26 protein-coding genes and 1 pseudogene are annotated in these 24,607 nt (G+C 66.6%); 17 read left to right on the top strand and 10 right to left on the bottom strand.

Annotated features, from left to right (window positions below; genetic code table 11):
- Nucleotides 1-58: 58 nt before the first annotated feature.
- Nucleotides 59-1,285 (top strand): helix-turn-helix domain-containing protein, encoded by a 1,227-nt coding sequence (locus tag ACWPXK_RS17630; protein WP_454197217.1) that lies wholly within the window; start codon nucleotides 59-61, stop codon nucleotides 1,283-1,285.
- A gap of 166 nt (nucleotides 1,286-1,451) precedes the next feature.
- Here ACWPXK_RS17630 and ACWPXK_RS17625 read toward each other — a convergent pair whose 3' ends face one another.
- Nucleotides 1,452-1,598, bottom strand: coding sequence for a hypothetical protein (locus tag ACWPXK_RS17625; RefSeq protein ID WP_454197216.1), 147 nt, complete (start codon nucleotides 1,596-1,598; stop codon nucleotides 1,452-1,454).
- Nucleotides 1,599-1,617: 19 nt separating this feature from the next.
- On the opposite strand from ACWPXK_RS17625, the gene ACWPXK_RS17620 reads away from it, so the two are divergent.
- Nucleotides 1,618-2,790: an FAD-dependent oxidoreductase gene (locus ACWPXK_RS17620; protein ID WP_454197215.1), complete on the top strand. Its 1,173-nt coding sequence runs from the start codon at nucleotides 1,618-1,620 to the stop codon at nucleotides 2,788-2,790.
- 252 nt (nucleotides 2,791-3,042) lie between these two features.
- Here the strand turns inward: ACWPXK_RS17620 and ACWPXK_RS17615 are convergent, their stop codons facing one another.
- A complete protein-coding gene (locus ACWPXK_RS17615) occupies nucleotides 3,043-3,996 on the bottom strand; it encodes an AraC family transcriptional regulator (protein WP_454197214.1) in 954 nt (317 codons plus the stop codon).
- 129 nt (nucleotides 3,997-4,125) lie between these two features.
- Here ACWPXK_RS17615 and ACWPXK_RS17610 point away from each other — a divergent pair, with 129 nt between their 5' ends.
- A complete protein-coding gene (locus ACWPXK_RS17610; RefSeq protein ID WP_454197213.1) occupies nucleotides 4,126-5,163 on the top strand; it encodes a saccharopine dehydrogenase NADP-binding domain-containing protein in 1,038 nt (345 codons plus the stop codon).
- Between the two features lie 297 nt (nucleotides 5,164-5,460).
- On the opposite strand, the gene ACWPXK_RS17605 is transcribed toward ACWPXK_RS17610, so the two are convergent.
- Entirely contained in the window at nucleotides 5,461-6,210 is a 750-nt protein-coding gene (locus ACWPXK_RS17605; RefSeq protein ID WP_454197212.1) for a hypothetical protein, read from the bottom strand.
- A gap of 26 nt (nucleotides 6,211-6,236) precedes the next feature.
- Between ACWPXK_RS17605 and ACWPXK_RS17600 the strand changes: the two are divergent.
- Nucleotides 6,237-6,543 (top strand): annotated as a pseudogene (locus ACWPXK_RS17600) (Tn3 family transposase); the annotation flags it as partial.
- Nucleotides 6,544-6,661: 118 nt separating this feature from the next.
- Here ACWPXK_RS17600 and ACWPXK_RS17595 read toward each other — a convergent pair.
- Nucleotides 6,662-7,564 carry a LysR family transcriptional regulator gene (locus tag ACWPXK_RS17595; RefSeq protein ID WP_454197211.1) on the bottom strand — a complete coding sequence of 301 codons (903 nt, stop codon included), beginning with the start codon at nucleotides 7,562-7,564 and terminating at the stop codon, nucleotides 6,662-6,664.
- A 138-nt stretch (nucleotides 7,565-7,702) separates the two neighbouring features.
- Between ACWPXK_RS17595 and ACWPXK_RS17590 the strand changes: the two genes are divergently transcribed.
- The 3 genes from ACWPXK_RS17590 to ACWPXK_RS17580 all read left to right on the top strand — a co-directional run bounded on the left by ACWPXK_RS17590 (nucleotide 7,703) and on the right by ACWPXK_RS17580 (nucleotide 9,898).
- Nucleotides 7,703-8,542, top strand: a complete 840-nt coding sequence (locus ACWPXK_RS17590; protein ID WP_454197210.1) for an inositol monophosphatase family protein — start codon at nucleotides 7,703-7,705, stop codon at nucleotides 8,540-8,542.
- A 38-nt stretch (nucleotides 8,543-8,580) separates the two neighbouring features.
- Nucleotides 8,581-9,177, top strand: a complete 597-nt coding sequence (locus ACWPXK_RS17585) for an NADPH-dependent F420 reductase (RefSeq protein WP_454197209.1) — start codon at nucleotides 8,581-8,583, stop codon at nucleotides 9,175-9,177.
- A 148-nt stretch (nucleotides 9,178-9,325) separates the two neighbouring features.
- Nucleotides 9,326-9,898, top strand: a complete 573-nt coding sequence (locus tag ACWPXK_RS17580; protein WP_454197208.1) for an exonuclease domain-containing protein — start codon at nucleotides 9,326-9,328, stop codon at nucleotides 9,896-9,898.
- 110 nt (nucleotides 9,899-10,008) lie between these two features.
- On the opposite strand, the gene ACWPXK_RS17575 is transcribed toward ACWPXK_RS17580, so the two are convergent.
- Nucleotides 10,009-10,629, bottom strand: a complete 621-nt coding sequence (locus ACWPXK_RS17575) for a TetR/AcrR family transcriptional regulator (RefSeq protein ID WP_454197570.1) — start codon at nucleotides 10,627-10,629, stop codon at nucleotides 10,009-10,011.
- Between the two features lie 251 nt (nucleotides 10,630-10,880).
- Between ACWPXK_RS17575 and ACWPXK_RS17570 the strand changes: the two genes are divergently transcribed.
- Together ACWPXK_RS17570 and ACWPXK_RS17565 are read left to right on the top strand one after the other, a co-directional pair.
- On the top strand, nucleotides 10,881-11,807 hold the full coding sequence (locus ACWPXK_RS17570; RefSeq protein ID WP_454197207.1) for a metal-dependent hydrolase: 927 nt from the start codon (nucleotides 10,881-10,883) through the stop codon (nucleotides 11,805-11,807).
- 8 nt (nucleotides 11,808-11,815) lie between these two features.
- On the top strand, nucleotides 11,816-12,976 hold the full coding sequence (locus tag ACWPXK_RS17565) for a hypothetical protein (RefSeq protein ID WP_454197206.1): 1,161 nt from the start codon (nucleotides 11,816-11,818) through the stop codon (nucleotides 12,974-12,976).
- A 72-nt stretch (nucleotides 12,977-13,048) separates the two neighbouring features.
- Here ACWPXK_RS17565 and ACWPXK_RS17560 read toward each other — a convergent pair whose 3' ends face one another.
- On the bottom strand, nucleotides 13,049-13,909 hold the full coding sequence (locus tag ACWPXK_RS17560) for an alpha/beta fold hydrolase (protein WP_454197205.1): 861 nt from the start codon (nucleotides 13,907-13,909) through the stop codon (nucleotides 13,049-13,051).
- Between the two features lie 111 nt (nucleotides 13,910-14,020).
- On the opposite strand from ACWPXK_RS17560, the gene ACWPXK_RS17555 reads away from it, so the two are divergent.
- A complete protein-coding gene (locus tag ACWPXK_RS17555) occupies nucleotides 14,021-14,398 on the top strand; it encodes a winged helix-turn-helix transcriptional regulator (protein WP_454197569.1) in 378 nt (125 codons plus the stop codon).
- Between the two features lie 87 nt (nucleotides 14,399-14,485).
- On the opposite strand, the gene ACWPXK_RS17550 is transcribed toward ACWPXK_RS17555, so the two are convergent.
- Nucleotides 14,486-15,442, bottom strand: a complete 957-nt coding sequence (locus tag ACWPXK_RS17550) for a DUF5996 family protein (protein WP_454197568.1) — start codon at nucleotides 15,440-15,442, stop codon at nucleotides 14,486-14,488.
- Between the two features lie 496 nt (nucleotides 15,443-15,938).
- On the opposite strand from ACWPXK_RS17550, the gene ACWPXK_RS17545 reads away from it, so the two are divergent.
- A complete protein-coding gene (locus ACWPXK_RS17545) occupies nucleotides 15,939-16,139 on the top strand; it encodes a hypothetical protein (protein ID WP_454197567.1) in 201 nt (66 codons plus the stop codon).
- Between the two features lie 42 nt (nucleotides 16,140-16,181).
- Here ACWPXK_RS17545 and ACWPXK_RS17540 read toward each other — a convergent pair whose 3' ends face one another.
- Nucleotides 16,182-16,916, bottom strand: a complete 735-nt coding sequence (locus ACWPXK_RS17540) for a GntR family transcriptional regulator (protein ID WP_454197204.1) — start codon at nucleotides 16,914-16,916, stop codon at nucleotides 16,182-16,184.
- Nucleotides 16,917-17,147: 231 nt separating this feature from the next.
- On the opposite strand from ACWPXK_RS17540, the gene ACWPXK_RS17535 reads away from it, so the two are divergent.
- The 6 genes from ACWPXK_RS17535 (at nucleotide 17,148) to ACWPXK_RS17510 (ending at nucleotide 22,787) form a co-directional block, all read left to right on the top strand.
- Nucleotides 17,148-18,050 carry a Cgl0159 family (beta/alpha)8-fold protein gene (locus tag ACWPXK_RS17535; RefSeq protein ID WP_454197566.1) on the top strand — a complete coding sequence of 301 codons (903 nt, stop codon included), beginning with the start codon at nucleotides 17,148-17,150 and terminating at the stop codon, nucleotides 18,048-18,050.
- A 5-nt stretch (nucleotides 18,051-18,055) separates the two neighbouring features.
- Entirely contained in the window at nucleotides 18,056-18,943 is an 888-nt protein-coding gene (iolB, locus tag ACWPXK_RS17530; protein ID WP_454197203.1) for a 5-deoxy-glucuronate isomerase, read from the top strand.
- A 13-nt stretch (nucleotides 18,944-18,956) separates the two neighbouring features.
- Nucleotides 18,957-20,474, top strand: a complete 1,518-nt coding sequence (locus ACWPXK_RS17525; RefSeq protein ID WP_454197202.1) for a CoA-acylating methylmalonate-semialdehyde dehydrogenase — start codon at nucleotides 18,957-18,959, stop codon at nucleotides 20,472-20,474.
- Nucleotides 20,475-20,611: 137 nt separating this feature from the next.
- Nucleotides 20,612-21,031 carry a VOC family protein gene (locus ACWPXK_RS17520; RefSeq protein ID WP_454197201.1) on the top strand — a complete coding sequence of 140 codons (420 nt, stop codon included), beginning with the start codon at nucleotides 20,612-20,614 and terminating at the stop codon, nucleotides 21,029-21,031.
- An 87-nt stretch (nucleotides 21,032-21,118) separates the two neighbouring features.
- Entirely contained in the window at nucleotides 21,119-21,619 is a 501-nt protein-coding gene (locus ACWPXK_RS17515; RefSeq protein WP_454197200.1) for a metallophosphoesterase family protein, read from the top strand.
- A gap of 184 nt (nucleotides 21,620-21,803) precedes the next feature.
- Complete coding sequence (locus ACWPXK_RS17510; RefSeq protein WP_454197199.1) at nucleotides 21,804-22,787, top strand: hypothetical protein; 984 nt, start codon at nucleotides 21,804-21,806, stop codon at nucleotides 22,785-22,787.
- A 36-nt stretch (nucleotides 22,788-22,823) separates the two neighbouring features.
- Here the strand turns inward: ACWPXK_RS17510 and ACWPXK_RS17505 are convergent, their stop codons facing one another.
- A complete protein-coding gene (locus tag ACWPXK_RS17505; protein WP_454197198.1) occupies nucleotides 22,824-23,486 on the bottom strand; it encodes a response regulator in 663 nt (220 codons plus the stop codon).
- Nucleotides 23,483-24,589 (bottom strand): sensor histidine kinase, encoded by a 1,107-nt coding sequence (locus tag ACWPXK_RS17500; protein ID WP_454197197.1) that lies wholly within the window; start codon nucleotides 24,587-24,589, stop codon nucleotides 23,483-23,485. Before ACWPXK_RS17500 ends, ACWPXK_RS17505 begins: the two co-directional genes overlap by 4 nt.
- Nucleotides 24,590-24,607 lie beyond the last annotated feature (18 nt).

Genomic DNA, 24,607 nt, shown 5'->3' with positions numbered 1-24,607 from the left:
CCGTCCGAGTCCGGGGAATCGGCTACTGCGGGTCTACAGATCCGCCTACGATCCGCGTATGGGGACTGACGGCGGCTTGCCGCCGGACATCGGGGAACGTTTGCGAGCCACCAGGCAGGCGGCAGGGCTCTCGCTGGCCGAGTTGGCGGCGCGGATACCGTTTTCGCGTAGCTACCTCGGCCATATCGAGACCGGTACGCGCCCCGCCTCGGCCGAGGTGGTCGCCGCTTACACGCATGCCTGCGGCGAAGTGACATGCGATCCTGTCACACTGGTAAGCGTGCTGGGCAGAGCAGATGTCGACCGGCGGTCGTTCCTACGCACGTCCGTCTACAGTGCGGCGCTGTCCGCGACCGCGCTGGCATCGCAGTCGGACATGGCCCGATTGGTCCGAGTCGACGACTCCGCGCGAGTCGGCATGGCGGAAGTTCGAGCTGTACAGGGCATCACAGATGCCTTCCTGCGGTTGGACGAGGTGAAGGGTGGCGGTATCGGTCGAACCGCTGTCGCCGAATTCCTGAGTACCGATGTCGCGTCGCTGCTGCGGTCGCGGTTCGCCGATTCCACCGTCCGCGCCGCCGCGTTCAGCGCCGCCGCTGAGCTGGCGTACTTGGCTGGTTTCAAAGCGCACGACGCCGGGGAAGATGGCATCGGGCAACGGTATTTCCTGTCCGCCCTACGGCTCGCGGAGGAATCCGGAGTGCCGGGGCAAGACGGATTCTGTTTCCGCATTCTCGGCTTACACTCCACCGACGTCCGCCAACCGCAGCACGCCGCCGAACTTGCTGAACGCGCAGTAATGGCGGCACGCGGCAAGGTGAGCCCAGACACCATGTCGTTGTTCCTGGTCGCTCAGGCGCGCTGCTACGCCGAAACAGGCCAGCACCGCGCAGCGCGGAACACCCTGCGGGCGGCTGAACCATGGATAGTCCCGGACGTAACCACCGAGTTACCGCGGTGGGCGGCACTGTTTTGTCCGAACAAAGCGAGCGTAGCAAGGCAGACGTCGAAGACGTTCGCAGCCTTGGGTGACTACACGGAAGCCGAACGGTACCTGTATCTGTCGCATTCGATGTGGAATCCCGAGACGCACACTAGGATTCACGCTTTGTCCGCCGCTGAAACGGGACTGATCCGGTGGCGGCTCAAACGGCATGAGGACGCAGTGGCCCTATGGCGGCCCGCGCTGCCTGTCCTTTCGTCGGTGTCTTCTGAGCGCACCTCAAAGGTTCTGCGAAAGGTGCGGAAGGCTGCACCGGAATTGTTTGCCAGCACGCCAGCGTGACCATGCGCGCGCGGTGAACAGCAACCGCAAGCGTCCGCTGGTGGAACTGTGTCGATCAGTTCCAGCAGTTCGGCGCGCCCCACGATCACCAAGCCTTGGTAGGTCCAGCACCGGCCGGTGAACCGGTATTCGGCAGGGGCATCGGCTCGACATCGGGCCGCATCCGCTAAACGTACAGTGCTCCGTCGAGATGGTCGATCTCATCGAGTAGCGGCCGGGCGTGGCCGTGGTGGTAGTCGGAGGTGACGAGTTCGCCGGTGAGTGTGGTGGTTTCGACGGTGCTGTGCAGGGTGCGGGGTATGAGGCCGCGCACGTCGATACGGTGGATCTACATGAGACACCGTATCGCCGTGATCGGGGGCGGCCCCGCCGGCCTCACTCTCGCCCGCGTCCTGCACCGCCACGATCACCCCGTCACCGTCCTCGAACGCGATCCCGCCCCCGACGCCCGTCCCCCGGGCGGCACGCTGGACCTGCACGAAGGGCTGGGCCAGCTCGCGCTGGGCAAGGCGGGTCTGCTGGCGGAGTTCCAGGCGCTGTCCCGTCCCGAGGGGCAGGCCATGCGCATCCTGGACACCGACGGGACTGTTCTGCGCGACTGGCGGCCCCGTCCGGACGACCGGGCCAATCCCGAGATCGACCGCGGGCAACTCCGTGACCTGCTGCTCGGTCCCCTCGATGTGCAGTGGGGGCGGGGCGTGACGGAAGTGGTGCTGGGGACCGGGGACGGCGTGCTGGTCCATTTCGCCGACGGGCGCCAGGAGAGGTTCGACCTCGTGGTCGGCGCGGACGGCGCCTGGTCACGGGTCCGCCCGGCGGTCTCGTCCGCGACGCCGCACTACACCGGCGTCACCTTGGTCGAGACCTCTCTGGACGACGTCGACACCCGCCACCCCGACCTCGCCCGACTGATCGGCGATGGTTCCATGGCCGTGTACGGCGTGAACCGCGCGCTGGTCGCCCAGCGCAACAGCGGCGGCCACGTCAAGGTGTACGCCCAGTTCCGCGCGCCGCTGGACTGGCACACCGACCTGGACCGGCATATGGGCCTGAAACAGCGCCCAGGACCGGACGCGGGCCTGGACCTGGCCGACGTCGAGGCCGTGCGATCAAGCCTGCCGGCCCTGTTCGACGGCTGGGCCGCTCCCGTCCTCGACCTCCTCCGCCACGGCACCGCCTTCGTCCACCGCCCCCTCTACGTCCTGCCCGTGTCCCACACCTGGACTCACGTCCCCGGGGTGACGCTATTGGGCGACGCCGCCCACCTGATGCCGCCATTGGGAGCGGGCGCGAACCTCGCGATGCTGGAAGGCGCCGAACTCGCCGAGTCCATCGCCGCCGCCGCTGGCTCCGGCGATCTCGACGAAGCCGTCCGCGCCTTCGAGGAACGGATGTGGGCACGGGCCGGCAAGTGGGCGAAGATCACGACGACCGGTCTGGAACGCCTCGTGAGCCCGGACCCAACCCAAGCCCTCGCCCTCTTCGACGAAGTCCAGCCATCCTGACCGCCGAGCGCGAGACCAGTTCACCGTCACACCACGACCTTTCACCGATCATCGCCTCCGTCGCGCGGCGGGGTCGGTCTCGGCTTGCCACCGGATCAGCGCCTCTGCGACCGCCCGCGGAGGTGCTCTTGCCGCCGATCACGGACGCCGGCTCGACGACCTGGATGACCGGCCATGACGGACACGGACGCTCCGGACCCGGCCTGACTCAGCACCCTCGGCGTCGCACCAGCCGAGTCACCATGCGCCGGATCACATCTGGTCGGCCGTCGAGTCCGAAGCCAGGCGGGGCGCCGGGTTTCGGGCGGTTCGGCGGTAGCCGCCCGGAGCGGTGCCGAACTCGCGCTTGAACGCTTTGGCAAAAGCGAACTCGGAGGTGTAACCGGCGCGGGTGGCGATCGTGGCGAGCGGCTCGTCGGTGTCGCGCAATGCGCGGGCCGCCATGGTCATCCGCCACCAGGTCACGTACGCCAGCGGCGACCGACCGACGAGCTGGGCGAACCGTTTGGCGAACGCGGCGCGAGACAGCCTCGCCCGCCCGGCCAGTTGCTCGACCGTCCAAGGATGCGCCGGATCGTCGTGAATGTCTCGCAGCGCGACGGAAATCGACGAATCGGCGAGTGCCGCCGCCCAGCCGGTCGACGCGTGGTGGGCCTGCTCGTCGTACCAGGCGCGCAGGAGGTACAGCAGCAACGTGTCCAGCAAGCTGGGCACGATGACGTCGGTGCCGTAGCCCGGCCGCTCCAACTCCGCGCCGAGCAGCTCGGTCGCGGCCCGCAGATCCGGATGCCGCCCCACCCGAGCCGGCAGGTGGATGAACTCGGGTAACTCGGTGAGCAGCGGGTGCGGCATCGACTGGTCCATCAGGTAGGCACCGCACAGCATGATGACCTCCGCGTCCTCCGCATCCTCGCCCGCCGCCGGGGCGGTGAGCGTTTCCCGCGTCGTCAGCCGGGCAGCGGTCCTCGGCGAGTCGGCCAAGACGTGCTCGGCCGCGCTCGGGCGCAAGAGCACCACGTCCCCGACGCCGAGCGGAATCGGCTCTGCGCCGGACCGCAGCAGCCAGCACGAGCCCTGGAGCACCACGTGAAAACCGGCGCCGGGAGCGGACTCGAACCTCGAAGCCCACGGCGCTCGCTTGCGCGTCAGGTTGGAGTGCGGCCGGCCCGTTCGCATCGCCACGATCACATCGCTGAGCACGTCCATCAGGCAACGCTATCGCAGACGGCACGCCGTAGACGATCGGACATAAACGGAGGATTTCTCGACATTGTTCGTATTCCTCAGTGTTCATATGGTCATTCATGTCAACCACCTGGAGACGAAGGAACCGACATGAAAATCGCCGTCTACGGCGCCAGCGGGCACACCGGAAAGCTCATCCTCGCCGACCTTCGCCGACGCGGCGTCAGTCCGGTGCTGGTCGGCAGGGACGCCGACCGGCTGCGTGCGGCGGCGGTCGAGTCCGGCCTGCCGGACGCCGCCATCCGCATCGCCCGGCTCGATGACCAGGAACTCGCGGACGGGTTCCGCGACGTCGACGTCGTGATCAACGCTGTGGCACCGTTCATCGAGTTCGGCGAACCGGTGGTGCGTGCGGCCATCGCGGCCGGTGCGCACTACGTCGACATCAGTGGGGAACAGGCGCACGTCAAGCGGGTCTTCGACGCCTACTCCGAGCCTGCCCGGCAGGCGGGCGTGACGGTGGTGCCGATGATCAACGACGGCGGCTTCCTCGGCGACCTGATCAGCTCGCTGGCCGCCGCCCGTGTCGAACGCCCCGAACATGTGACGCTCGCGCACCGGATCACCGGCGGCACCGGGATATCCCGTGGCAGCGGCCGGACCGCGGTCGCCAACGCCGACGCATTCACCTCCGGCGGCGAGGTCTACACCAGAGGCGGCTGGCGGACCGAAACACCGGCACGAACGACCAAGGTCACCTTCCCCGGCGACGCGCAGCCTTCCGATGTGGTGAAATTCGCTCTCACCGAGGTGGTCACCGTGCCCCGGCATGTACCGGCCGACCATGTCGAAGGGGTCGCCGACACCGAGATCGCGACGCTGTTTGTCAACATCACAGCCGAACTCGCCGAGGCCCTGCCCGAGTTCCCCCGAAACGACCCGGACAACCCGGACCGCTTCCTTGTGCTGGCCGACATCACCGGATCGGGCGGTGCCGCCCGCGGATACGTCGAGGGCACCAACACCTACCGGTTCACGGCAATCGCCGCGGCCGAAGCGGCGGTCCGGCTCGCCACCGACGGTGCCGAGTCCGGTGTGCTCGCGCCGAGCCAGGCATTCGACCCATCCCGCATCCTGGAATCACTTGCCCCCCATGGAATTAGCTGGTCCGTGGAGACGACGGCATGAAATAGGTCGAATCCGCCACTGCCTGAGCCATTCGGCGATCAGTGGCGGTTCGTCACGAGAACTGTCGGTCGGGGAGGGAGTGCGCGGAGTGGACACCAGAAAACCGATTGAGGACCGGATGCTGGCAGCGCGGTGAACGTGGCACTGTGGTTTACCTTTATGGAAGACGGCACCGTTGCGGACGAGTGCGACCAGTTCGGGGCCATTGACCTTGCGTGACCGCCAACCGCAACAGCACCTGTTCTTCAGCCGACAACTCCTGCGACGGCTCGGCGATCAGCATGCCCATCGGAGCTGCTATCGACGGTCCCGCGATGGGTCGCTGGATTCGATCTGCCGGAGTTGGGCGGCGATTTCCTTCGTCTGCTCCGACATCGCGTCGCTGGGCCGATGAATCCACCAGCCAGGTCCCCACCGCAAGACTCTGCCATACAACGTCAGGACCAGACCGTCGTCGAAATCTCCTGCGGGAACACGGATATCACGCACCAGTGGATCAGCCTGCACCTCACGGTCGAAGGTTCCCTTGTTCGGGACATACCGCGCAGGCGCCTCGTCCCAACAGTCGATGAACACCCAGCCGCTGCCATCCGCCGGGGCATAGCACCACACCCGCTTGCCGATCCTGCAGCTCGGCGGACCGAAAGCCGCCTCCACCTCGCTGCGATGGACATCACGATCGGCCACCCAGTCAGCCAACGAGGCCATCGGCGACCACTCCGCCGAGTCCAGCAACCGGCTCACTGTCAGATAACCCAGGCGGTGATAGTGCTCGGCATAGACGGACGCCACCTCGGCCGTGTACTTATGCTCCTGGCCGAAGACCGACGCGAACGGACCATGCACGCCGAACTTGCCGAATCCTCGAAGCGTTTCCGCGACCTGCTCGTACTCGGCATCCCTCTCGTCGAGAAAGCACAAATCGCGCAGTCGGCGACCCGCCACCGACTCCATCTCCCGACCACCACGGGCAAACATCTCGGGACGAGCGAACAAGCCCGGCACCTCGCTCAGCCACCGCTGCCGCACTTCCTCCACCGACCGCACCCCACCAGTCTATTCACGCTGCCCCTTTGGGCTATGCCCATGAGGGCACGATCCGGGACCGCCAGCTCGAAGACCAGAGCGAGCAAGCCTGGTGCCTGACGCTGGCGACGAACGCTGTGATCGACTGGACCACAGAGTATTACGGGCTCGCTGTCGAGCAGATGCGCCGCTCCGGGCAGCGCATCGACGACGAGGTTCTGGCCCACATCTCCCCGGCGCACAGCGCCGATATCAACTTCTTCGGCGCGATCGAGGTCGACGTCGAAGGCGAGATCGCCCAGTTGGGTCCGACCGGATACCGGCCGCTGCGGGGTGCACGACACTCTGTTCTGATCAATTGTCCTCGCCGACGGCGCGAAAGAGGCTGACCGAAGCAGTCGCAGTGCGGTGATGCGGCGATACCGCCGTACTCGCTGTCCCGCAACCGATCTCGGGTTTCCTGCGTGGCTGGTCACCTCATCGCGCTGGTCAACGCGGTTCGTGCGTGCTCGCGCAGCCAGATGTGTGCGGGGTCGGTGTCGTAGCGCTGGTGCCATGACAGGTACACCGCTGCGGGCGCCAACTGCAACGGCAGCGCCAACAGGGCCAGGCCGAGGTCCGCCGCGCCCGCGCGCGCGGTGGATTGCGGGGTGGTCACGACGAGCTCGGAGTCTCGCACGAATTCGAGGGCGGCTCGTTCGGTGGGCGCGCTCGCTACCACGTGGCGGGTGAGATCGAGGCGGGCGAGCGCGTCGTCGAGAAGGTTGCTCAGGCGTCCGCGCCGCGAGACGGTGATGTGTTCGGCTGCGGCGTACCGCTCGGGGGTGAGGGTCTCGACCTCGGTGAGCGGGTGCCCGTGGCGCACGGCGATCACATGCTGGGTCTGGGCGATGCGATCCGCGCGGATCTCGGGGGCGTTCGGGGGGTCGGCGTCGGCGGCGAGGTCGATTTCCCCGCGCCGTAACCCGGGGGTGTCGATGCTGGATTCGGCGATGAAACGCAGCCGCACCCCGGGTGCCTGCTCGCGCACGACCGCGAGGAGGCGGGGGCCGCTGAGGGCGACCAAGGCGTCGTGCCAGCGCAGGGTGAATGTGCGTTCGAGCGTGGCGAGGTCGAGTTCACGATTGGGTGCCAGCACGCTGCGGGCCTGCCTCACCAGATCGTGGACCTGTTCGCGCACAGCCAGCGCGTAGGGCGTAGGGGTCATCGTCCGTCCGGTGCGGACCAGGATCTGATCCCCGGTCGTGCGCCGGATCCTGCCCAAACTTCGGCTCATCGCCGGGGCGGTGACATGTAAGCGCTCCGCCGCACCTGCCACGCTGCCTTCTTCCAGCAGCGCGTCGAGCGCTGCGAGCAGATTCAAATCCAATTGCATGACAGTCATCTTAAGCGTGTTTTACATGCACTTGATGTTAACGATGGCGGCTTCTACGGTCGAGAAGACCGGAACCGAACGACGACGACCACTCACCCGGCCGAGAACATCACCGCTGCTCAGACAAGGAGCACCACCATGCCCGAGTCGATGACCGACACCCCCGTCGCCACCGCCGCCGACTCTGCCGCCGACGCCGCACTGCTCGCGCAGACCGAGGCCGCCGTCCGCGCGGCCAGCGCGCCGTTGCGTGAACGTTTCGGCGAGGTCACCCTGTCCCGCACCCGTGAAGAATTGATGAGTGCGCTGGCCGCCAACGACGACGCGGTCCTGGACATCCTGCGCCCCCGCTTGCACGCGCTGCGCCCGCACGCCGGCTGGGTGGAGCGGGAACAGGAACTCCACGGTGGCGCGCTGCCGGGCGGTGAATGGTGGGTGGTGGATCCGGCCGAAGGCAACGTCAATCACCTGCACGCCCTGCCGGAGTGGGCGGTGACCGCCACCCTGGTGCGCGAGAACGCGCCGGTGCTCACCGTGGTCCATCTGCCGTTGACCGGGCAGACCTACACCGCGCTCGCCAGTGGCGGTGCCTACCTCGATGGTCGCCGCCTGCATGTATCGGGGGCCACCGACCTCGGGTTGAGCATCGTGGCCACGAGCCAGGCCCGCCCGGACGAGCAGGAGAGCCTGGTGCGGCGGGTGGGTTCCTCGATCACCGAGATGCTTCTCGACGCGCTCGTGGTGCGCACAGCCGTGCCCGCGACCCTGCATCTGGCGAACGTGGCCGCCGGGCGGATCGAGGCGTTCTGGCAGTTCGCCGGGGCCCGCGCGGACCTGCTGCCCGGAGCGCTGCTGGTCGCCGAGGCCGGCGGACAGATCTGCACCACCGACGGCCGCCCCTGGACCCCCGACAGCGACAGTTTCCTGGCCACCGCCCCCGGCGTCCACGCCGCTGCGGTCACCACCCTCTCGCGCTGACCCACCGACCACAACAACACACAGGAGGACTGTTCACGATGAGCACCATCGCTGTTCTCGGCGGCGGCCGTGTCGGCACCGCCCTGGCCACCGCACTTACCCACGCCGGACACGAGGTGAGCGTGGCAGACAGCTCGCCCGGCGCCGCTGCCGCGGCCACCGCAACAGCGCAGATCGTCGTCAATGCCACCCCGGGCGCCGGCTCGCTCGAGCGGCTGACCGCACTCGGCGAGCGATTGCGCGCCAAGATCCTGATCGATATCGCCAACGCCACCGTCGACGGCCCCGACGGGCTGCCCGCCGGCCTGCTCTACCCCGGCTCGAGCCTGGCCGAGCAACTGCAGGCGGCCCTGCCCGACACGCACGTGGTCAAGACACTCAACACGATGCTCTACACGGTGATGACCGCGCCCACCATCCTCACTCGAACCCCGACGGTATTTCTCTCCGGCGACGACGCGCAGGCCAAGCAGGTCGTGGCCGGGCTTCTCACCGACCTGGGCTGGCACCAAGAGTGGATCACCGACCTCGGCGGGATCGAGACCGCGCGCGCCACCGAAGCCGCGATCCTGTTCGTCCCGCACGTGATCCGATCACGCGGCTTCGCGCCCTTCGCCATCTCGATCGCTCACTGATCAACACGGCCCGGGTGCTCTGCTGCCTACCGCATCGGGACATCTCTGCTGGACGTGCGGCGTGCGGCGATGCGGTATTCGAGGGGAGTGAACTCGGGCACCAGAAAACCGATTGAGGGCTGGATGCTTCAATCCATAGGCTCGGCGCATGAACGGCAATGCGAGGCTGCTGAATGTGGTCGATGTCGAGGCGACGTGCTGGGAGGGCACGGCGCCTGCGGGCGCGGTCAGCGAGATCATCGAGATCGGCTTGACGGTTGTCGATCTCGACGCGGGCACTCGGATTGCCAAGCACCGCATTCTGGTTCGGCCTGCCCGCTCCGCGGTGAGCGAGTTCTGCACCGAACTCACCGGGCTCACCCAGGCCGAAGTCGACACCGGTATCGAGTTCGCCGACGCGTGCCGCCTGCTGGCGAGCGAGCACCAGGCCGGACTCCGGCCGTGGGCCAGTTGGGGTGACTACGACCGCAAACAGTTCGAACGGCAGTGCGCTGCCACAGATGTCGAATACCCCTTCGGACAACGCCATACGAATGCCAAGCAGGTATTTTCAGAGTCCTACGGACTGAACCGCCGCCAGGGCATGGCCGGCGCGCTCCGCATTGCCGGGCTGCCCTTGGAGGGCCGTCACCATCGCGGTGAGGACGACGCCTGGAATATCGCCGCGCTCGTCTTGGACCTCATCGGACGAAACGGCTGGCGAACCACCTCCGGCGGCTGACCCGCCGGTCGCATGATGTGCCGCGACAGCTCGCGCGGGGCGCACGGCGTGTACACGGCGAGGTGGTGGTCGCACCGGCTACCACCACTTCGACGTGCTCGCCGCGGCCCCTAAACCCTTGCGGATGGCTTCATTTGCGCGATGATTGCGGTTCCCATCCAGCGGCGTAGGTATCGCCGTAAATCGTCGTCGCTTCGTGGTGGATTGCCCGGGGAGATGAAGAACGACTGCATCGTTCGCAGGACATACTCGACGAGCTCGTGCAGAGATGCGTCGTCGTAGCCGTAGTGCTCCCAATTGACGTCGAAGCGTCTGATCATCGTCATTCCGAAGGTTCGCGCCTCTTGGGAGGTGAGGCCGTCGGGATGGGCGTTCGAGTACGTGCCTGTCAGCAGAATGCCCAGATGCGGCGTTCGGCGCACCTCGGTCAGCGTGTAGACCACTGCCTCGGTCATCGCTTCGACCGGTTCTTCGATGCCGCGCACATGCCGTGTCAGTCGATCGAGAAATCCGTCGACCGATGCGATCGCCGCGGCCTTCATCAGAGCGTCCGCGCTGGGAAAGTAGCGGTAGACCGTCTGACGGATGACGCCAAGGGACTCCGCGACGTCGGCGATGCTGATTTCCGAACCCGTTCGTCCGATCAGATCGACCGCGGCGGCGACAATCCGACGGGACGCTTCCTCGTCGTTATCGGGCGGACTCCCGCCCCACCCGCGCCTTCCTGCCACTGCCCGCTTCCTCGGCTCGAACCATCTCGGTCGCACGCAGCCCTCCGCGTGGGAAAGGCCGCCGACTATCCGGATCAGGGGCCTGACGGTACCACAGGGCCGTCCCGTCGCCTGTCGTGCGATTCGAGCAGTAACGACGAATGTGATCATACACAGACTCGGATATGTGTATGATCAGCGCCACCATGGCTTCGGCGCATCCCGAACAAGACCGCCGGCCAGCCCACTTCCGTACGACGAGGTATCGCAAAGTGACCGATCTTCATGTCCGAAAGATGAGTTTCGCGTTCGCGGACTACGACGTGCCCTTCCTCTGGAACCCGGAGAATCCGGCCTTCTCGAGCATGGCCAACGCGGTCTCGTTCCTGGCGATCGGCTTCGAAAAGATGATCGTGAAGATGATTCTGCAAACCAAGCCGCTGATCACCGACGCCGCGGTCGCCGAGGAGGCGGACGCGTTCATGCGTCAGGAAGGACAGCACTCGGCAGCACACCGCCAACACGTCAAGGGCCTGATCAAGCGGTACCCAGGGCTGCAAGAAACACTCGACGAAGTAATCGGAGAGTTCGACCGGCTCACCAGGGAGACCTCGCTGAACTACCGGCTCGCCTACACCGCCGACCTGGAAGCGACCTTCACTCCGGTGTTCAAGTTGATGCTGGACCACGATTCGACGCTGTTCCGTCCCGGAGACGACCGGGTCGCGTCGCTGTTCATCTGGCACTTCGTCGAGGAAGTCGAGCATCGAAGTTCCGCGCTCATCATCTTCGATTCCGTTGTGGGTAGCGACGTCTACCGGATGCGCATGGCCCCATCCATCTTCCGGCACGTCATGAAGGTCATCAGGATGGCCTGCGAAGGGTTCAACAAGCATGTCCCGCTGGAGGATCGGAAGATCGACGCGCTGTCGATGTTCGCGTCGTACCGGCGTAAGCAGAACCTGCGCAAGCGGTTACCGCTGCTCAGCGCGGAGGACAACGGCCCGATGGAGCGAGCGTTCGACCATCTACCGCTCGGCGAGCAACTGACCGCCTTGGCCGGAATTGTCCGCAGCCAGTTGCCGAAACACAATCCTGCCCACGAAAAGCTGCCCGCACTCGCCGACGTGTGGTTCGAGCGCTACGACGCCGGCTACGACGTCACGCACTGGTACACCGCCGACGCGGCCGCATCGTAGGAGGACTGATGACCGATCATTGCTCACCCACCTTCGAGCAGCTCGCGACGGCACTCGGCTTCTCCTGTCAGGAGGCCGGGGGAGTCGTCGAGGTCCGTAACCCGCTGGCGTTGGAGAACTGGACCCTGCCGGTCCTCGAGCTCACCATCGTTCTGGGCTCCGTGCTCGCGCTCGTGTTCGCTATCGTGCGCCTGCGCCGGAACGGCGATCCCACCAACCTGGCGCTGTGGTTCGGCGCCACCGCATACCTGTTCATCATCGAACCACCGCTGTACTTTCCCGCGGCTTTCGGCATCGAAGAGCACGTGGACACGATGTTCGCGCACAACGTGTTCACCGTGGACTTCCTATGGGGCCGGCTCCCGCTGTACATCATCGCGATCTACCCGCTGATGGCCACACTGGCCTTCGAGATCGTCAGAATGCTCGGCATCTTCCGACGGCACGGTGTGCTCGTAGGTTCGGTCTGCGTGGGCTTCGTTCATCATGCGTTCTACGAGATCTTCGACCACCTCGGACCGCAGCTGAGATGGTGGGAATGGTCGATCACGAACCCGATCAACCAACCCATGTTCGATTCGGTCCCGCTGCCGAGCGTGGTCGTGTTCGCCGCTTTGTGGCCGATGTCGCTGGCGCTCTGCGTCCAGTTGTTCGTCGGTCGCTACGCCGACCAGGGGCAGCAATTCTCCGGCCTCCAGTTGGTATGGCGCACAATAGTGATCGGTGTCCTGGCATCGCTGGGCACGTTCATCCTCCCGTTACCGGCGACGGTGCTCGGAATGGGGAGCACGACGGTCCGGGGAGTCGTCTATGCGACGGAACTGGTCGTCGTCACGCTGGTCGCGATTCCGATTCTGGGTCGTCAATGGTTACGGCTGCGCCGGGACACATCGGATGTTCCCCGATACACGAACGGCTTCGTCCGGTGCTACAGCGTGGTGTATCTGTGCGTTATGGCGGTGCTGTGGGTCACCGCGTTGCCCGACTTCTTCGGCGCCGTCAACGGTCACACAAGCGCGGGAGACCCCGTTGGGAACCTCTGGTACACCCTGGCGTGCTTCATTGCCGCAAGTCTCTGTGCAATCGCAATATTCACGGTGCCGCAAAGAAGAGCAGAAGAGCGCAGGAATACTTCCACCGGAGAATACGCAGCGACCGACGCGGCATAGCCAATCGGTTCAACCGGGGAGACAGACCGCAGGTGCCGTACGAGCCGGAGAATGTATCGGCGCCCGCGTCCATCACGAAAGACCCTCGACCGCAAGGAAGTCGGTGAGCAGCGGCACGAGCGTTGTCGGTGCGTCGAGCGGAATGATGTGCCCACAGCCGGGAATCACACGATGGACCAGATCGTCGGTGATAGGGGCCAATTGCCGGGCCAGCGCGTCACCCACGGGATGGGCGCCGACGGCCATTGTCGGCACAGTGAGCCGAGCGGTCGCCACGGCGTCGCGGATCTGCTGAGCGCTGGTCGGCATGGCGCGGTAGTAGGAGAACGCACACCGCAGCGCCACAGGGTCGGCGTAGGCGTCGACGAAGGCGTCGCGAATCAGCCCTGGCACACCGCGACCGAGCGTGCCAACCGTCAGAAACCAGTCGATATAGGCGGATTCGTTTCCGGCGAGAACCTTCTCGGCCAGGCCGGGCACCGCATGGAATCCGAACCACCATGGCGGCCCGCCCGCCAGGAAGTCCTCGGCGCCGGGCAGTGCACCCAACAGCGATTCCATCAACACCAGACGCCGCACCCGCTGGGGCTGCCGCATGGCCAGCAGGAAGGCGGGCGGCGCGCCCGCGTCGATCCCGACCACCGCCGCCGTCGGTTCGCCGAGCGCGTCCAGCAGCCCTTCGGCATCGACGGCCAGATTCACAGCGTCATAGCCGTCGCTCGCTCGCGTGCTCGCGCCGAGGCCACGGAGGTCCGGTGCGATCACCCGATGCCGTTGCGCCAGCGGACCGATCACCTCGCGCCATAGCTGCCAGGTGTGCGGGAACCCGTGCAACAACAGCACCGCGGGCCCACGTCCAGCGATCGCGACATTGACGTGGATGCCATTGGTCGCGATGCGGCGCAACGAGATGTCGGAAGACGTGTATGTCATCACCTTGCTCCTAGTCACTATTCGTTACCAGGTGACCGTAGGTAGGCTGTCCGGCGTTGCCAAGACCGCACGTTCGAATCAGGTGGTGAGCTCGGGGTGACTACCGGACCCATGCGTAAGCCGGCCGAGACACGCGGCGATCTGTTCGATCCGGCCTGCCCGACCCGGCGGCTGCTCGACCGCGTCGGCACGAAGTGGGTCTCGATGGTGGTGAAACTGCTCGCCGAGGCCGCGCCAGGCGAGGTGCGCTTCGCCGAACTCCAGCGGCGTATGCCCGGTGTTTCGCAGAAGATGCTTTCGGTGACGCTACGTAATTTGACTCGAGACGGGCTGGTCGCCCGTCGCGTCGAACCCACCGTGCCGCCGCGTGTGCACTATCGGATCACCGATCTCGGTCTTTCCCTCGAAGTTCCGCTCGCGGCGCTGCGTGCGTGGGCCGAGGAACACATGGCCGAGATCGACCGCGCCGACTCCGAAAGCACTGCATGACTGGATGTTCGGGACACCTCCGGCGCGAGTACGCGTGTGAGGGCGGGGTGGGCGAGTCCGATTCCGAGATCTCGGACACGCTGTGCTCTAATACTTTTGGCTAGTAGCCGGTCGGTCAGGTCGCAGCTGCGATGTGTTGATTCGGCGCCTGTGGTTCCAGCGTCCGGGGTCTGCCTCGAGGGCCGCGCGGTCCCAGTGGCCGAGTTCGGCTGCGGCCGCGTATGTTGTGTCGAGGAACTCGAGTAGCGCCCGCTCCGGCTCGGCGGCAGTGCGCACCGCCTCGTATGGCAGCAGAAACTGGCGGTTGTCTTTGCTGTAGAACGCTTCGCGCGGTTCGACGCGATATTCGGCGAATCCGTCGGGTTCCGGATATGCGTAGGCGTAGAAGGCGCCCTCCGCACCACCACCCGGCCAGAATCCGCAGCTGCTCAATTCGTGCGAGTAGCCCTCGACCATCACCCAGTCGCCGCAGTTGGGAGCACCACCCGGGTGTTGCGGCGCTGTCCGCCCGGAGAACCGGGTACATGCGAGATCCATCGCTCCCCAAAAGAAGTGCACCGGGCTCACCTTGCCGATGAAACGTGATCGGAACTCGTGCAGGACGCGGTCGGCGGCGACCAATTGCCGCCAGAACGTGGTGGCGGCCGCCGCATCATAGGATCGATGCTCGTAGTCGTCGGCAAAGGGGATCGCCGGATCGACCTCGTTGGGTCTGGCTTGGATCCGCACGGTAATTCCGAGTTCATCGAGTGCGGTGATGGTTTCGCCGTAGAAGACGGCGACCGGTTTGGGTGCGAGCGCAACCTGCCGGGTGCGGCCATCGCTGGACCGGACGTGAAGCTGATGGTCGACGAAGTCGAACTCGATGTCGAACGAACCCGCCGCATGCGGAATAGCAGAGGTGGTCAGTCCACGCGGGCTGACGTAGAGCGTGACTTGCCACCAGTGGTTGACCAAGGGAGCGTGGGAGAGCCTGATTTTGCCGACAATCTGCGTCCACATATGCAAGGTTTCGCGTGTCGGAGTCCAGTCATCGACTCGCAATGCCGGCCACGCCCGCAGTCGGGGAGTGAAATCTGTGTCCTTCACTGCTGCACGCACCTCCTTGTTCTTCGGAAAACTTCCCTTCGAGGATCGGGCGGCCCGCACGCCGCGATGCACAATTTCGTCGCCGCAGCTCCTGTGCAGCGCTCTTTCACATGAACGTACCTGTTGGGCGATTGCTTCGGATGCGAACATTCAATCCAGGAACCAGCACCACATCGGTACGGGGTTCAGCGACCGCCCGCGGGGCAGCCTCGCTGCCGCCATGGCCGGATGTCGGGTCGGGTTCGGTCAGGCCGATCTGTCGAGCGAGACGAGTGGAGCTTCGGCCGGAGGCGTATTCCGCGGTCGCCACCGGCGCGACCGGCAGAAGGTATCGGCGCGACGGAAATGTTGGCGGCACGCAACCGGTATCGAAGTTGCGGGCGTGTCGCCGGTTGGGACGGATACTCGGCTCATCCACGCAAGAAGGACCGGAACGATGCACGTGAAGAACATTAGCCTCGGAAGTCTGCTGATCCTGGCCTGGTTGATCATCGGGGTGATCGCGGCGGGCCAGCGCGACTACTTCGACAGCGGCCCGATCAACTGCGCGGGCTTCGGCACGATCACATTGACGGTAGTCGCCGGTCCACTGAATTACCTGGGACTGAACCCCAAGATCACGGATTGCAATGTGCCCCAGCCGAGTCCGTAGCGCACGATATGTCCGTATGTCCGGACAAATTTCTCGGAGCGCTCAGTGCCGAACCGTCGTGTCGAAGAAGTGCCGGGAGGCGCGATACACGTGGCGACCCAGCTCGACCGGCCGCCCCGAGTCGTCGAAGGCGACGCGCTGCATCGTCAGCAAGGGGGCGTTGGTGCGCTCGTCCAGCAGCTGCGCCTCCGCGCGGGTGGCGCTGCGTGCACCGATCCGCTGCCGCGCGATCGCGATGTGGATTCCCTTGGCGCGCAGGCATTCATAGAAGCCGTGCGCTTCGAGCTGGTCGGGTGCAGGCGCGTATTCCGCGGGCACGTGATTGGTCATGATCGCCAGTGGTTCACTGCCAGCACGACGCAGGCGGCGAAAGGTCACCAAGCGTGCGTCCGCCGGCACACCCAGCTCCTTGGCGATATCGGGGTCCGGTGCACCGAGCTGGTAATCGAGCAATTCGGTGGTCGGTTCCTGGCCCGCGGTGAGCAGGTCGTCGTAGAGGCTGGTCAGCTCGACAGGGCGGTGAACTCGATTCTGCACCACCTGGGTGCCCACCCCTCGCCTGCGCGCCAGCAGCCCCTTGTCGACCAGGACCTGGATCGCCTGGCGGGCTGTCGGCCGCGACACATTGAGGCGTTTGGCCAGCGCGACCTCGTTCTCGATCCGGTCGCCCGGCGTCAGTCGCCCCTCGATGATCGCTTGCTGGATGGCTTGCGCGAGCTGGAAGTACAGCGGTACCGGGCTGTTCCGGTCGATGAGGATATCCAAAGGCGCGGACATCGGGTGGCTCCTCGTGAACGGTCGGCTCCGGCGCCTTCATCGTAGTCCTATCGGGACCCACACGTGCCAAGTTGTCCTGAAGTCATTATGTCAGGACAAAGTGTTGACAACTACAGACGTCGCGGCGCACAGTCGAACCAGGCGGAAACGCCATCCTCGTGCACCCGAAGCTGGAGTGAGTCCGTGACAGAGCAGTTCGAGGTGGTGTCGAACGGCAGCGCCGGTGTCGACATCTATCCCACGATCGCGCCGCCGACCAGGTCGTATGCCGAACTGACCGAGCTGCGTGCCGCGGATCCCGGGGCGATCGCGCGGGCATTCGAGGCGCGCAAGAGCCGGGAGTTGGTGCGCGGCGACGGCCGGTTGATGATCATCGCCGCCGACCATCCCGCGCGTGGAGCTCTGTCGGCCTCCGGCGACCCGCATGCCATGAACGACCGCAAAGAGCTGCTGGGCCGGTTGGTCATGGCCTTGAACCGGCCCGGAGTGGATGGAGTGCTCGGCACCGCCGACATCATCGAGGATCTGCTGCTGCTCGGAGCGCTGGAAGACAAGGTCGTGTTCAGCTCGATGAACCGGGGTGGCCTGGCGGGCGCGGACTTCGAAATCGATGACCGGATGACCGCCTACACGGCCGGCGCCACCGCGGCGGCGGGCCTCAACGGCGCCAAGATGCTCAACCGCTTCGATCTCACCGACCCCGGCACCCTGTCGATGATGACCGCGTGCGCGGCGGCCATCGATGAACTCGCCGCGCACGGGTTGGTCGCGATGCTGGAGCCGTTCATGTCGCACCGCCCCGGAGGTCCGGGCAGCACGGTTGTCAACGACCTGTCGCCGGACGCGGTGATCAAGAGCATCCATCTGGCGCAGGGACTCGGCTCCACCTCGGCCTACACCTGGTTGAAGCTGCCCGTGGTCGAGCAGATGGAACGCGTCATGGACGCGACCACCTTGCCGACGCTGCTGCTCGGCGGCGACCCGCAGACCGCGCCCGAGGCGACCTACGCCAGCTGGGCGAAAGCCCTTGCGCTGCCTGGCGTTCGGGGTCTGATCGTCGGTCGCGCGCTGCTGTATCCACCCGACGGCGACGTCGCCGCGGCCGTCGACACAGCCGTGTCCTTGGTGCGGTGACCGCAATGCGCAGCAAGCATTACCTGCCGGCACGCGGCGCCGCGAGCGCCCCGTATCTCGTCGCGGTGACGCCCGAATCCGCCGGTTGGGATCACTGCAGCCTGCACGTCATCGAGCTCGGCGCGGAGAGCTCGTTTCGGGCGGACACCGGCCACGACGAGGTCGTCGTGGTGCCGCTATCCGGCTCGTGCACCGTGGCCTGTGGTGGCGAGTTATACGAATTATCCGGGCGCGCCAGCGTTTTCGATGGGCCGACCGACTTCGCCTATATCGGGTGCGGCAGCTCCTACACGGTCTCCAGCACGGCTGGGGGGCGTTTCGCCCTCGGCGGCGCCCGCGCACACCGGCAATTGCCGTTCCGGTATGTCGCGGCGGCGGATGTGGCGGTGGAGCTGCGCGGCGCCGGGAACTGCAGCCGCCAGGTGCACAACTTCGCCACCGCGGACACCTTCGAAGCCGACTCGATCATCGCCTGCGAGGTGATCACCCCTGGCGGGAACTGGTCGTCGTATCCGCCGCACAAGCACGACGAGCTCACCGAGACCGAGACCCCGTTGGAAGAGATCTACTACTTCGAATTCGCCCGCGGCGCGGACGACTCGGCGGGCTTCGGCTACCACCGCGTCTACGGCACGCCCGAGCGGCCCATCGATGTGCTCGAAGAGGTCCGCGACGGCGACGTGGTGCTGGTGCCGCACGGCTACCACGGGCCGTCCATCGCCGCCCCCGGCCACCACATGTACTACCTGAACATCATGGCCGGTCCCGGCCCGGAACGGGACTGGCGGATCAGTGACGACCCGGCCCACGCGTGGTTGCGCGATACCTGGGCGGACATGGTCGTCGACCCGCGGCTTCCCTTCCACGCGCGCTACCGCGCCCGACCGACCTGAGCAAAGGAACCACATGACTACCCCTGTCGAGATCGGCCACTGGGTCGATGGAAAGCCTTTCGCCGGAACGGCATCGGTGACCGCGCCGGTCACGAACCCGGCTACCGGACAGATCACCGGCCAGGTCAGGATGGCCGGTGTCGCCGACATCCGCACCGCCATCGACGCGGCCAGGGCGGCATTCCCGAGCTGGCGCGACACCTCGCTGGCCAAGCGCACCGCCCTGCTGTTCCGCTTCCGCGAGCTGCTCAACGCCCGCAAGCCGGAATTGGCCGCCATCATCACCGCCGAACACGGAAAGGTGCTCTCCGACGCGCTCGGCGAGGTCACCCGCGGCCAGGAAGTCGTCGAATTCGCCTGCGGCATCCCGCATCTGCTCGAGGGCGGATTCACCGAGAACGCCTCCACCAAAGTCGACGTGTACTCGCTGCGCGCGCCGCTCGGACCGGTCGCGATCATCTCCCCGTTCAATTTCCCGGCCATGGTGCCGATGTGGTTCTTTCCGATCGCCATCGCCGCCGGGAACACCGTAGTGCTCAAGCCCAGTGAGAAGGATCCCTCCGCGTCGCTGTGGATCGCGCAGCTGTGGGCCGAAGCGGGGCTGCCCCCTGGGGTGTTCAACGTCGTGCAAGGCGACAAGAGCGCCGTCGACGAATTGCTGGCCAACCCTGCCATCAAGGCGGTGTCGTTCGTCGGTTCCACCCCGGTCGCACAGTACGTCTACTCGACCGCGACCGCCGCGGGCAAGCGAGTCCAGGCCCTCGGTGGTGCGAAGAATCACGCGGTGATCCTGCCCGACGCCGATCTCGACCTGGCCGCGGACGCCATGGTCAACGCCGGGTTCGGCTCCGCGGGTGAACGCTGCATGGCGATCTCGGTGGCCGTGGCCGTCGGCGACATCGCCGACGAACTGGTCGCCAAGATCGCCGCACGCACCCGCGGCCTGCGGGTCGGCGACGGACTCACCGATGCCGATATGGGTCCCCTGGTCACCGCCGCCCACCGCGACAAGGTCCGCGGCTACGTGGAGTCGGCCGAGGCCGACGGTGCCACCCTCGTCGTCGACGGCCGCGCCGTCGCCGCTGATGACGGCGGCACCGATATCGATGTCTCCGGAGGTTTCTGGCTCGGCCCCACCCTGGTCGACCACGTCACCCCGGACATGAGTGTCTACCGCGACGAGATCTTCGGCCCGGTGTTGTCGGTCGTGCGGGTCGAGACCTACGACCAGGCACTGGAACTGGTCAACGCCAACCCGTACGGCAACGGCACCGCCATCTTCACCAACGACGGCGGCGCCGCCCGCCGCTTCCAGAACGAGGTCGAAGTCGGCATGGTCGGCATCAATGTCCCGATTCCGGTTCCCATGGCCTACTACAGCTTCGGCGGCTGGAAGAACTCCCTGTTCGGCGACACCCACGCCCACGGCGCCGAAGGGGTGCGCTTCTTCACCCGCGCCAAGGCGATCACCAGCCGCTGGCTCGACCCCAGCCACGGCGGACTGAACCTGGGGTTCCCGCAGAACGCGTGACCCTCCGGATGCCACCCGGCCTGCCAGTCCAGACCACCCAGCCGGTCCGGCTCACCCGGACGACCGCTTCCACGCCGGACCCGCCATGCCATCCGGATTCGCCGTAGTTGTCGTATGCGGTGTCTAGGGTGCCGGGTATGGGATACGAGTTTCAGGTTGTCCTCGACTGTGCCGACCCCCATACGCTTGCCGACTGGTGGGCCCAGGCGCTCGGCTGGGATGTCGAGCCTCAAGACGAGGGGTTCATCCGCAGCATGGTTTCTCAGGGCCAGGCGTCGGAGGACGACACCACTACGCATCGGGGCAAACTGGTGTGGAAGGTAGGGACGGCGATCCGTCATCCCGACCGGCCGCGTGTCCTCTTCCAGCTCGTCCCCGAGGCCAAGACGGTCAAGAACCGCATGCATCTGGACATCCGGGTGGGCACCGAGCACCGGGCGGCCGAGGTCGAGCGTCTGGTCGGCATGGGAGCGAAGGTCCTGCACGAGGGGCGGCAGGGGCCGTACACCTGGGTGACCATGGCCGACCCCGAGGGCAACGAGTTCTGTGTCACGTAACGTGAGTGGGCCGCTGGCGAAGACACTCCGCGCGCGACGCCGCGTTTCGACGCGGGCCGGTCGCCGCGGCGTGATACACCGGAGTCCGTGCGGCTGCTCCTCATCTCCGATACCCACGTGCCCAAGCGCGCGCGGGATCTGCCGCAGGCCGTCTGGAACGAGGTCGACGCGGCCGATGTGATCGTGCACGCGGGCGACTGGGTGGACGTCGCGCTACTGGACCGGCTCGAGGCGCGCGCCAAGCGCCTGATCGGGGTATACGGCAACAACGACGGACCCGAACTACGTGCCCGGCTACCGGAAATCGCCCACGCCGAACTGGATGGCCTGCGACTGGCGGTGGTGCACGAGACCGGACCCGCGAAGGGCCGTGAGCAGCGCTGCGCGCGGAACTTTCCGGACACCGACGTGCTGGTCTTCGGCCATAGTCACATCCCATGGGACAGTGTCACCGACACCGGGTTGCGGCTCCTCAATCCCGGCTCGCCGACGGATCGACGCCGACAGCCGGATCACACCTACCTGACCGCCCGAATACGCTCCGGGCAACTGAGCGAGGTAGTACTGCACACCGTTCCGGGAACCTGACCGTTTCTCGCTCCGGCGATCGCAAACGAAACGCGAAGTCCGCTACCCCATCCGGCCAGGCCACCGTGGGCCGCGGTGAGGTGGGTGTCGTTGTCCGTCATTCGGCAGGACTGCCGGTCACAGATATCCGACAATGAGGATGCCCGGTGTTTCGCCGCCGGTCAGTTGCCGATAGGAGAGCCCGATGACCCAGCTCGAGTCCCCTTCTCCCGCAACCGATTCCCCAGTACCCGAGCATTCCGAGGCGACCAGTGTGTTCGTCAACGGACACTTTCCGCGGCGGCGCGGGCTGGTCCTGCTGCTCGGCGTGCTCGGCGGGTTCCTGCTGACCGTGGTGTGGTCGGCGCCGTTCGTGGACCGCGCGATCGGCGGTACGGTGGCCGACGGGCTGCTCGGTCACGATGCCGAGGAGACCGCACTCACCGGCATCGGCGCAGGCGTCGTGTTCGCGTTCGTCTCCGGTCTGGCCGGTACGTTCACCGCGTGCAATATCGCCGTGTTCGGTGCGGTGGCTCCTTTGGCCGGCAGCGCGGGCGGCTGGTGGAACCGGGTGCGGGCGGTGCTACGGCCGCTGCTGTGGATGGCGGTAGGGATGGTCGTCGTGTCCGCCGCCTACGGTGTCGTCGTCGGCATCTTCGGTACCGACATGCCGCAATTCGACACCGCGCCCAGCCAACCCGGCCAGATGCCGCCGCGCCTCGTCCAGTCCATGGTGGTGTTCGGCGTGATCGGGGTGATCATGATCTACCTCGGACTCGCCGTACTCGGCCTGGTGCGCGACCCGTTCGCCCGCATCGCCGCCCGCTTCCCGAACGCACCCCTGATCTTCTTCGGCGGCCTGATCGGCGCCTTCCTCATCGGACGCCCGTTCCCGTTGTTCCGCAAGCTGTTCCGCGACGTCGCCGAAGAAGGCAACCCCCTCTACGCCGCGGGCGCCTTCGTCCTGCAGTCCATCGGCAATATCCTGATCCTCGCCGTCCTACTGATCCTCACCGTTCTCGTCGGTGGTCGCCTGCAACGCTGGTTCCAAGCCGACCCGCGTCGCGTCAGCGTCCTCAGCGCCGGCGCACTGCTGGTCGTGGGCGTTTTCACGTTCCTCTACTGGGACGTGCGCCTGCTGGCCATGCGCGACATCATCCCGTGGTATCCCGTGGCTCCCTGGGTGTAGCCTTCGCCGGCGACCCGGCCGGTGCCAGTCCGGATATCAGGAATTGCGCGGGACTACCAGGCCGGATTCGTAGGCGAAAACCACGAGTTGGGCGCGGTCGCGGGCGTGGAGCTTGGTCATGGCGCGGTTGATGTGGGTTTTCGCCGTCAGCGGGGTGATCACCATGCGGTCGGCGATCTGGTCGTTGGACAGGCCCTGCGCGACCAGGACTACAGCCTCGCGTTCGCGATTGGTCAGTTCTGTCAACCCCGTTCCCGTGCCGGTGCCGAGCGGCTGGGTGACGTACCGGTTGATCAGTCTGCGGGTGATCGACGGTGCGAGCAGGGCGTCGCCGCGGGCGGCGACGCGTACGGAGTGGAGGAAGTCTTCGGGTTGGATGTCCTTGACGAGGAATCCGGCCGCCCCGGCGCGCAGCGCGTTGAAGACGTATTCGTCCAAGCCGTAGTTGGTCAGGATGACGACGTGCACCCCGGCCAGGATCGGGTCCGCGGCGATGCGCCGGGTCGCCTCGATGCCGTCGATGACCGGCATCTGAACGTCGATGAGCGCGATGTCGGGTAGATGTTCCCTGGCCAGCGCCAAGCCCTCGCTGCCGTCGGCGGCCTCGGCCACCACTTCGATGTCGTCCTCGAGGTCGAGAAGCGCGCGGAATCCGCTGCGAATGAGCGGCTGATCGTCGACCAGCAGAACACGGATCATGACGTTCGCTCCACGGGTAGCTCGGCTTGTACGGAGAAGCCGCCCTCGCTGCGCGGTGCCGCCCGCAGGCGACCGCCGAGGGCGCTGACGCGTTCGCGCATCCCGAGCAGCCCTACGCCGGGCACCGGCGCGGTGTCCGCGGTGGCCTTGCCGTCGTCATCGACCTGAATGAGCAGGGCGTCGGGACGGTATTCGATCCGGACCGACGCCGTAGCCGCGGCGGCGTGCCGGGCGACATTGTTCAGCGACTCCTGAACGATTCGGTAGACGGTCCGGTTCACCGCGGCAGGCACGTCCTGGCGTTGCCCCTCGATTGTCAGCGTCGCGTCGAGACCGGTCGAACGGGCTCGCTCCACCAGGTCCGGGAGGTCGGCGAGGCCATGCGCCGGGCTGTTGCCGTCGTCGCGGAGCGCCTCCAGGGTCGCGCGCAGTTCCCGGGCCGCCTCACGACCGGCCGCCAGGATCGCCAGCAGGGCATCCGGTACCTCTTCACCCCGCTTGCGGGCCACGTGGACGGCAGCCTCGGACTGCACCTTGATGACCGAGATCTGGTGGGTGAGCGAATCGTGCAGTTCCCGCGCGATGTGCAGCCGCTCCTCGTCGGCGCGGCGCCGCGCGGTCTCTTCCCGGGTGCGCTCGGCCTCGTCCGCCCGCCGCTCGGCTTGCCGCAGCGCTTCCCCCGCCGCACCGGCCGCGATCAACCACGCCAGCTCGAGCGCGCCTCGGGCCTGCGCGTACGCCGCACCCATGTCGTGCAGGGTGACCAGGGCCGCGAACGGGAGCGCGGCCAGCAGGGTCGCCGACGCCACCACCGTGATCATGCGGTGTCCCGCCCGCACCGCGGCGTATACCGCGACCAGAAACGCGACGGCAGGCACATCGAAACCGACCGCTTGGTAACCCAGCGCGCACGCCCCGGTCACGGCCAGCACGGTGACCGGAGCCCAGCGGCGCGCGGCCAGCGCCAGACCGCCGGCTATCAAAAACGCGTAGCCCAGCGGGTCGAGATTCGTGGGGGAGTGCTGCATGGACAGCCCGGCGACCAGCACGATCGCCGCCACACCAACGGCGATCGCCCAGTCCGCGACTCGTCCCCTGCTCATGCGTGCACCCTAGCCCGA

This window comes from Nocardia sp. Marseille-Q1738, assembly GCF_965283145.1.
The sequence above is the reverse complement of the archived record's forward strand: the minus strand, read 5'-3'. Positions and strand labels throughout refer to the sequence as shown.

Bases quoted from the DNA above. Each gene is read 5' to 3' on its own strand.
- ACWPXK_RS17610 (WP_454197213.1), top strand. From the start codon at position 4,126: ATGAAAATCGCCGTCTACGGCGCCAGCGGGCACACCGGAAAGCTCATC.
- ACWPXK_RS17630 (WP_454197217.1), top strand. From the start codon at position 59: ATGGGGACTGACGGCGGCTTGCCGCCGGACATCGGGGAACGTTTGCGA.
- ACWPXK_RS17565 (WP_454197206.1), top strand. From the start codon at position 11,816: ATGACCGATCATTGCTCACCCACCTTCGAGCAGCTCGCGACGGCACTC.
- ACWPXK_RS17540 (WP_454197204.1), bottom strand. From the start codon at position 16,916: ATGTCCGCGCCTTTGGATATCCTCATCGACCGGAACAGCCCGGTACCG.
- ACWPXK_RS17560 (WP_454197205.1), bottom strand. From the start codon at position 13,909: ATGACATACACGTCTTCCGACATCTCGTTGCGCCGCATCGCGACCAAT.
- ACWPXK_RS17555 (WP_454197569.1), top strand. From the start codon at position 14,021: ATGCGTAAGCCGGCCGAGACACGCGGCGATCTGTTCGATCCGGCCTGC.
- ACWPXK_RS17505 (WP_454197198.1), bottom strand. From the start codon at position 23,486: ATGATCCGTGTTCTGCTGGTCGACGATCAGCCGCTCATTCGCAGCGGA.
- ACWPXK_RS17595 (WP_454197211.1), bottom strand. From the start codon at position 7,564: ATGCAATTGGATTTGAATCTGCTCGCAGCGCTCGACGCGCTGCTGGAA.
- iolB (WP_454197203.1), top strand. From the start codon at position 18,056: ATGCGCAGCAAGCATTACCTGCCGGCACGCGGCGCCGCGAGCGCCCCG.
- ACWPXK_RS17590 (WP_454197210.1), top strand. From the start codon at position 7,703: ATGCCCGAGTCGATGACCGACACCCCCGTCGCCACCGCCGCCGACTCT.
- ACWPXK_RS17580 (WP_454197208.1), top strand. From the start codon at position 9,326: ATGAACGGCAATGCGAGGCTGCTGAATGTGGTCGATGTCGAGGCGACG.
- ACWPXK_RS17510 (WP_454197199.1), top strand. From the start codon at position 21,804: ATGACCCAGCTCGAGTCCCCTTCTCCCGCAACCGATTCCCCAGTACCC.
- ACWPXK_RS17500 (WP_454197197.1), bottom strand. From the start codon at position 24,589: ATGAGCAGGGGACGAGTCGCGGACTGGGCGATCGCCGTTGGTGTGGCG.
- ACWPXK_RS17615 (WP_454197214.1), bottom strand. From the start codon at position 3,996: ATGGACGTGCTCAGCGATGTGATCGTGGCGATGCGAACGGGCCGGCCG.
- ACWPXK_RS17620 (WP_454197215.1), top strand. From the start codon at position 1,618: ATGAGACACCGTATCGCCGTGATCGGGGGCGGCCCCGCCGGCCTCACT.
- ACWPXK_RS17585 (WP_454197209.1), top strand. From the start codon at position 8,581: ATGAGCACCATCGCTGTTCTCGGCGGCGGCCGTGTCGGCACCGCCCTG.
- ACWPXK_RS17520 (WP_454197201.1), top strand. From the start codon at position 20,612: ATGGGATACGAGTTTCAGGTTGTCCTCGACTGTGCCGACCCCCATACG.
- ACWPXK_RS17525 (WP_454197202.1), top strand. From the start codon at position 18,957: ATGACTACCCCTGTCGAGATCGGCCACTGGGTCGATGGAAAGCCTTTC.